The 6,995-nt window shown below is 75.7% G+C and carries 3 protein-coding genes, 1 tRNA gene and 1 pseudogene; 2 read left to right on the plus strand and 3 right to left on the minus strand.

Going from position 1 to position 6,995, the window contains the following annotated elements; all coding sequences use genetic code 11:
- Positions 1-21: 21 nt before the first annotated feature.
- The gene (locus ACFVU7_RS12380; RefSeq protein ID WP_388045014.1) at positions 22-2,763 is read right to left on the minus strand and encodes a SpoIIE family protein phosphatase; all 2,742 of its coding nucleotides are present in this window, start codon (positions 2,761-2,763) and stop codon (positions 22-24) included.
- Positions 2,764-2,851: 88 nt separating this feature from the next.
- Here ACFVU7_RS12380 and ACFVU7_RS12385 point away from each other — a divergent pair, with 88 nt between their 5' ends.
- Positions 2,852-3,658: an RNA methyltransferase gene (locus ACFVU7_RS12385; RefSeq protein WP_049658657.1), complete on the plus strand. Its 807-nt coding sequence runs from the start codon at positions 2,852-2,854 to the stop codon at positions 3,656-3,658.
- Positions 3,659-4,672: 1,014 nt separating this feature from the next.
- Here the strand turns inward: ACFVU7_RS12385 and ACFVU7_RS12390 are convergent.
- Positions 4,673-5,995, minus strand: a pseudogene (locus ACFVU7_RS12390) (protein kinase); the annotation flags it as partial.
- 406 nt (positions 5,996-6,401) lie between these two features.
- Here ACFVU7_RS12390 and ACFVU7_RS12395 point away from each other — a divergent pair.
- Complete coding sequence (locus tag ACFVU7_RS12395) at positions 6,402-6,602, plus strand: hypothetical protein (RefSeq protein WP_049656200.1); 201 nt, start codon at positions 6,402-6,404, stop codon at positions 6,600-6,602.
- Between the two features lie 302 nt (positions 6,603-6,904).
- Here the strand turns inward: ACFVU7_RS12395 and ACFVU7_RS12400 are convergent.
- Positions 6,905-6,976: transfer RNA gene (locus tag ACFVU7_RS12400), tRNA-Val, on the minus strand.
- Positions 6,977-6,995 lie beyond the last annotated feature (19 nt).

Here is a 6,995-nt window from a genome sequence, read left to right on the forward strand (position 1 = left end):
GAAGTCGGCCCGGCCGACTTCCTACTCCAGCGGCTGCTCCGTCCAGATGACCTTCCCGGTCGCCGTGTAACGCGTCCCCCAGCGGTCCGCGAACTGCGCGACCAGGAACAGCCCGCGCCCGCCCTCGTCCTCGGTCGCCGCGTACCGCAGGTGCGGCGAGGTGCTGCTGCCGTCCGACACCTCGCAGATCAGCGAACGGTCCCGCAGCAGCCGCACCCGGATCGGCCCTGAGCCGTACCGGATCGCGTTGGTCACCAGCTCGCTCAGGATCAGCTCGGTGACGAACGCCGCCTCCGCCAGCCCCCAGGCCGTCAGCCGCTCCGCCACCGCGGCCCGGACCTCGCGCACCGCCGCCGGGTCGGAGGGCACCTCCCACTGCGCCACCTGCTCCGGCGCCAGCACCCTGGTCCGCGCCACCAGCAGCGCGATGTCGTCCTGCGGGTGCTCCGGCAGCATCGCCCCGAGCACGTCCGCGCAGGTCTGCTCGGGCGTGCGCGGCGGCCCGGCCAGCGCCGCCCGCAGCAGCTCCAGCCCCTCGTCGATGTCCCGCTGCCGGTCCTCCACCAGCCCGTCCGTGTACAGCACCAGCCGGCTGCCCTCGGCCAGCTCCAGCTCGGCGGTCTCGAACGGCAGCACCCCCAGCCCCAGCGGCGGCCCGGTCGGCAGCTCCGGGAACACCACCCGGCCCTGCGGGTCCACCACCGCCGGCGGCGGGTGCCCGGCGGTGGCCAGGGTGCAGCGCCGCGACACCGGGTCGTAGATCGCGTACAGGCAGGTCGCCCCGGCCACCCCGGCGCGCTCGCCGCCCGCCGCCTCGTCCTGGTCGATCCGGCTCACCAGCTCGTCCAGGTGCCCCAGCAGCTCGTCCGGCGGCAGGTCCAGGGTCGAGAAGTTGTGGATCGCCGTCCGCAGCCGGCCCATCGTCGCCGCCGCGTGCAGCCCCTGCCCCACCACGTCCCCGACCACCAGCGCCACCCGCGCGCCCGGCAGCGGGATCACGTCGAACCAGTCCCCGCCCACCCCGGCCTGGGCCGGCAGGTAACGGTGCGCCACGTCCAGCGCCGTCTGCTCCGGCAGCTTGCGCGGCAGCAGGCTGTGCTGGAGCGTCACCGCCATCGCGTGCTCCCGGGTGTAGCGGCGGGCGTTGTCGATGCACACCGCCGCGTGCGCCACCAGCTCCTCGGCCAGCGCCAGGTCCTCCGCCTCGAACGGCTCCGCCCGCTGCGCCCGCCAGAACCGGGCCACCCCCAGCAGCACCCCGCGCGCCCGCAGCGGCACCCGCACCAGCGAGTGCACCCCGTACGCCAGCACCCGCGCCGACCGCTCCGGGTCCTGCTCCCGCCACCGGCCGGCCTCCGCCAGCCGCGGCTCGATGGCCGGCTCCCCGCTGTGCAGCGCCCCGGCCAGCGGGGTCTCGGGCACCACGTCCAGCACCGTGCCGACCGGGTAGAACGGCGCGTCGTCCCGTACCCCCGTCACCGCCGTACGGCGCATCCGCCCCAGCGAGGGGCCCGGCGGCGGCTCCTCGCCGGTCAGCACCTGGTCCGCCAGGTCCACCGTGACGAAGTCCGCGAACCGCGGCACCGTGACCTGCGCCAGCTCCTCCGCCGTCCGCGTCACGTCCAGCGTGCTGCCCACCGTCACCCCGGCGTCGTACAGCAGCCGCAGCCGCCGCTGCGCGCGCTCCGCCCGGCCGGACAGCGCCGCCAGCTCCGTGGAGTCGCGCAGCGTGGCGACCCGGCCGGGCGGGCCGCCCGGCTGGTCGATCAGCCGGACGTTCACCGCCAGCAGCCGCTCCCCGGACAGCACCACCTCGTCGGTCACCGGGCGCTCGGCGGTCAGCAGGTCCAGCGGCCGCTGCTCCAGGCCCAGCCCGGCCACCGGGCGGCCCTCGGCGTCCGGCGGCAGGTCCAGCAGCCGGCGCGCCTCGTCGTTGCAGAGCAGCAGCCGGCCGTCCCCGCCGAGGATCATCACGCCCTCGCGCACCGCGTGCAGCACCGCCGCGTGGTGCTCGTACATCCTGGTCATCTCGACCGGGCCCAGCCCGTGCGTCTGGCGCCGCAGCCTGCGGCTGACCAGCGCCGTCCCGAGCGTGGCCAGCCCCACCGCGGCCGCCGCCGCGCCCAGCACCACCGGAAGCTGGCGCTCGCTGGCGCTGCTGACGCTCTTCAGCGTCACGCCCGCCGAGACCAGCCCGACCACCGAACCGTCCGGCGCGTACACCGGGACCACCGCCTGCACCAGCGAGCCGAGCGTGCCCGAGACGCGCTGGGTCACCACCTGCCCGTGCAGCGCGGGCTCGTAGGTGCCGACGAACTTCCGGCCGATCAGCGCCGGGTTCGGGTGGGTGTAGCGGATGCCCTGGTTGTTCAGCACGACGATGAAGTCCACGCCCGCGGCGACCCGTGCGGACTGCGCCCTCGGCTGCAGGACGGCCGTCGGGTCGGGGGAGCGCAGCGCGTCGACGATGCCCGGCGAACTGGCGAAGGTCTGCGCCACCGCCACCGAACGGTTGCGCGCCTCGTGCTCGGCGTCGTTGCGCGACTGCACCACCAGCGCCACCGCGGCCGCCACCACCAGCAGCAGCACGACCAGGATCTGGAGCGCGAACACCTGCCCCGCCACCGACCGGTGCCACACGGGCCACCGCGGCTTCGCGTGCGGCAGCTGCGGCCGACCGTGTGGGCACCCACCGGGGGAGCCGGCGGAGCCAGTGGCGCCAGAGGCCGACGGAGCCCAGGATCGGCCCGGATTTCGGGCCATACGGTCATATTTGCACTACGGCCAGCCGGGGACCACCCGCCCCCTCCGCCGTTTGGCCTTCCCCGCCCGGGCTTGGCAAGATCGCAGGGTGTCCGAACCCCGCACCATCACCGACCCGGCCGACCCCCGCCTCGCCGACTACACCGGCCTCACCGACGTCGAGCTGCGCCGCCGCCGCGAACCCGCCGAGGGCCTCTTCATCGCCGAGGGGGAGAAGGTCATCCGCCGCGCCCTCGCCGCCGGCTACCGGATGCGGTCGATGCTGCTCACCTCCAAGTGGCTGGAGGTGATGGGCGACGTCATCGCCGAGGCCGACGCCCCCGTCCACGTGGTCGAGCCCGCCCTCGCCGAAGCCGTCACCGGCTACCACGTGCACCGCGGCGCCCTCGCCTCGATGGAGCGCAAGCCCCTTCCGGACGCCGCCGAGGTGCTCGCCGGCGCCCGCCGGGTCGCCGTCCTGGAAGGCCTGGTCGACCACACCAACCTCGGCGCCATCTTCCGCAGCGCCGCCGCCCTCGGCATGGACGCCGTCCTGCTCTCGCCCGACTGCGCCGACCCGCTCTACCGGCGCGCCGTCAAGGTCTCCATGGGCGCGGTCTTCGCGGTCCCGTACGCCCGCCTCGACCCCTGGCCCGCCGCCCTCGACACCGTCCGCGAGGCCGGCTTCACCCTGCTCGCCCTCACCCCCGCCGACACCGCCGTCGACCTCCACACCCTCGCCCCGCACAGCCTCCCCAAGGCCGCCCTCATGCTCGGCGCCGAGGGCGACGGCCTCACCCCCCGCGCCATCGCCGCCGCCCACCACCCCGTCCGCATCCCGATGGCCCACGGCATCGACTCCCTCAACGTCGGCGCCGCCGCCGCCGTCGCCTTCTACGCCGTCACCACCCCCTGACCCCCTCACCGGCGCGCGAGAAGTCGCCCTACCCGACTTCCCGCGCGCTGCCCGGCTCCTGATACCGCAGCCACGGCCCCATCCCCGAGAGTCGGCCCACCCGACTTCCCACGCCGCGCCCCGCCCACTCGTCACCTCGCCAGGTGCCGCCGCACCACCAGAAGTCGGCCCGCCCGACTTCTCGCGCATGCCCGTTCTTGCCGGGGCCACCTGCCGGGCACCCGGCCACAGCGAGGCCGGGGGATCACCCGACACCGGAAGTCGGCCTGCCCCACTTTTCGTGCCATGCCCCGCCTGCGCACGCCTTCGCAGCGGCCGCCGCACAACCGGAGGTCGGCTGGCCCGACTTCCGGTGCAAGGCCGGGAGCCGGCCCGGAGGCTTCAGCTAGTGGGGGAGGTGGGCGGGGCCGGGGCGGCGGCGGGGGGCGGGGTGGTGGCGGCGCCGGTCCAGGATTCGTCGAGGGTGCCGTCGGGGCGGACGGCGTAGCGGGTGGAGGTGACGGTGCCGGTGGCGGCCGCGCGTTCCTCGCGGACGACCGTGCTGCCGTCTAGTCGCCAGCTGGCCGTCGCCTGCGGGTCCGCCACCGAGGTGCGGGAGGTGGTGGCGGCCGGGGCGTCCCCGGTGAAGGTGTAGAGCTGGACGAGGTCGACCGGGGCAGAGCCCTCCACCCGTCGCAGGACGACCACCGCGGCCGGCAGGCCCTTGTACCGGGCCGGCAGCACCGCGCTCAGCGCGACCTGGGGCCCGGCGCCGACCGAGTGCCCGTTCTGCAGGGCGATGGCCGGCCCGCCGGCCCCGTCGGGGTAGCTGCGGTTGGGCCAGTCCACGGCCGGCAGCGGCGCCTGGGGGGCCGTCAGCCCGCCGTCCGTACCGCCGCGTGCCGCTGCCGGGAGGGGGGTGGTCGAGGCCTGCGGCGCGACGTCCGCCGATGTCCCGGGCACGGCCTGCTCGCCGCCGGAGCCGGTGTTGGTCACCACCGCGGCCGGTGGCCGCACGCTCCGGTTGTCCCGGTTCTCGCACCCCTGGGCCGCCGCGATGGCCAGCGCCACCCCGATGGTCACGGTAACGAAGACGACCAGCCGCTGCCGGAGCAGCCGTTGCCGCGCGGCGCCGGGCCGCCCGCCGGGGGCGGGGGTGTGCTGGCGGTCCCGGGGACGCACCCGCTCGCGGGCGTCGCGGGGGTCACGGGTCTCGCGGGGCCCGGGCCGGGCCGGGGGTGGGGTCTGCGGTCGGTCCGGGCGTGCCCGCAGCGGCCGGGTGACCGGTGTCGGCTCGGGCCGGGGGAGTGGGGCGCCCGGTCCCTGGGGGCGCCGTCCGGCGGCCCCGGCGGCCTGTGCGCCGGCGCGGCCCGCCGCCGCTCGGGCCCGGGCCGCGGCGGGTGGTTCGGGCGAGCGCCCGGGGGCGGGCACGCCCGGCCGGCCGTTCTCCTGCGGGGCCTGGGCCGGGGCGGGGACCGGCGCGGGGCCGCCCCGGCCGGCTCGCGCCGCGCGGGTGGTGCCGGAGGCCCCGGCCGCGGTCCCGCGCGCGGCCAGTTCGCTGAGCCGCTCGTGCAGTGCGGCGGCCCCGGGCCGTTCGGCGGGTTCCTTGGCCAGGCAGGCCCGGATCAGAGGCGCCAGTTGCGGCGGTACGGCGGCGAGGTCGGGCTCCTCGTGGACGACCCGGTACAGCATCACTTCGGAGGAGGCCCCGGACCCGAACGGGGTGTCCCCGGTGAGCGCGTAGGCGAGGGTGGCCCCGAAGGCGAAGACGTCGGTGGCGGGGGTGACGGCGGCCCCGCGCACCTGCTCGGGCGCGAGGAAGCCGGGGGAGCCGACGGCGGTGCCGACGTGGGTGAGCGTGCTGGCGCCGCGCGACCACGCGATGCCGAAGTCGATGATGCGCGGGCCCCGGGGCGAGAGCAGGATGTTGGAGGGCTTGAGGTCCCGGTGGACCACTCCGGCCTCGTGCACCTTGACCAGTCCGTCGGCCAGCGCGGCCCCGATCCGGGCGGCCTCGGGCCAGTTCAGCGGTCCTTCGTCGCCGACCCGCTTGTACAGCGAGGGCCCGGGGACGTACGCGGTGGCGAGCCAGGGCCGTTCGGTCTCGATGTCCGAGCCGACCACGCGCGCGGTGCAGCCGCCCCGGATCCGGGAGGCGGCGGCGATCTCGCGGGCGAAGCGGGTGCGGAACTCCTGGTCCTCGGCGAGTTCGGCGCGGATCAGCTTGAGGGCGACGCGCTGCCCGCGGCGGTCGGAGCCGAGGTAGACCACGCCCATGCCGCCGGCGCCCAGTCGCCGGTGCAGGCGGTACGGCCCGACGATGCGGGGGTCCTCACGCCTCAGCCGCATCATCGCCATGTTTCGTTCCCCGTCAGCCGGTGGGTGAGGCCCCGTCGGTTGGGCCATCGTCAGTTTCTGTCTGGCACAGCTTACGGACTGCCCGCTGCGGTGTGCTGATACGCAACACCCGTAGCCACCGTGCGATTGTCGGATCTTGCGCTGACCTGCAGGTCACAGGGCCGTCGGAGGGCCTCTCGGGGTTGCCCCTCAGGGTTCCCCCGGGGGTCGGATGAGCCCGCTGTCCCCCTGCGGTAGTAGGCCTCAAGTCCGATCGTCATCCTCCGGGACGTCCGAGGAACAGTACGACGGCATGACGCCCGGAGGGGCCCCCGACCAATAGCGTTGTGCTCAGCGGTGGACGGGGAGCTCGTCCCCCGAGGTAAGCCGTCCACCGCGCCAACTCGACCGGATCAGGAGCCAGGACATGCCACCGCAGCTCACGGGAACCCCCCGCCGCCGTCGGCAGGCCTCCCTCCGGACGGGGTCCGCCGAGCAGCCCACGCGGCACCCCGCGGTGGCGTTGGCCATGGCCCTGCCGTGCGCCGTGCTGCTGGTGCTGCTCTTCGGAGGGTGGGAGCAGATGGCGAACCAGGCTCAGGCCGTCGCCGATCTGATCGCCCGCTGAGCAGGGGAAAGAAGGACACCGGCCCCGAGGCCGGTCGAAGACGGGCACCGAACCCCTGGGGACGGGGAGCGGTGCCGCCGGGGAGGCCGCGGCCGCGATGACACGCGGACGGGCGTGGGCGGTGCGCAGAGCGCCCCGGCAGGCGGAGACGCCGCGTACGGACGTCGGTGAGGGCGTCCGTACGCGGCTCTTCTCTTTTCCCGACGCTTCCCCGCCGGAGGCCCGGCTCCCGGAACCACCCGAACGGGACGACAAAAGGCCGGGGCCGCGATCCTTACGGATCGCGGCCCCGGCCGTTACTGTGCGCGATACTGGGATTGAACCAGTGACCCCTACCGTGTCAAGGTAGTGCTCTCCCGCTGAGCTAATCGCGCCTGATGTGGCGGCCCTGCA

This window comes from Kitasatospora sp. NPDC058046 (genome assembly GCF_042885595.1).
GTDB lineage: Bacteria > Actinomycetota > Actinomycetes > Streptomycetales > Streptomycetaceae > Kitasatospora.

Excerpts from the sequence above, each read along its gene's own strand:
- ACFVU7_RS12380 (WP_388045014.1), bottom strand. The coding sequence starts at position 2,763 with ATGGCCCGAAATCCGGGCCGATCCTGGGCTCCGTCGGCCTCTGGCGCC.
- ACFVU7_RS12395 (WP_049656200.1), top strand. The coding sequence starts at position 6,402 with ATGCCACCGCAGCTCACGGGAACCCCCCGCCGCCGTCGGCAGGCCTCC.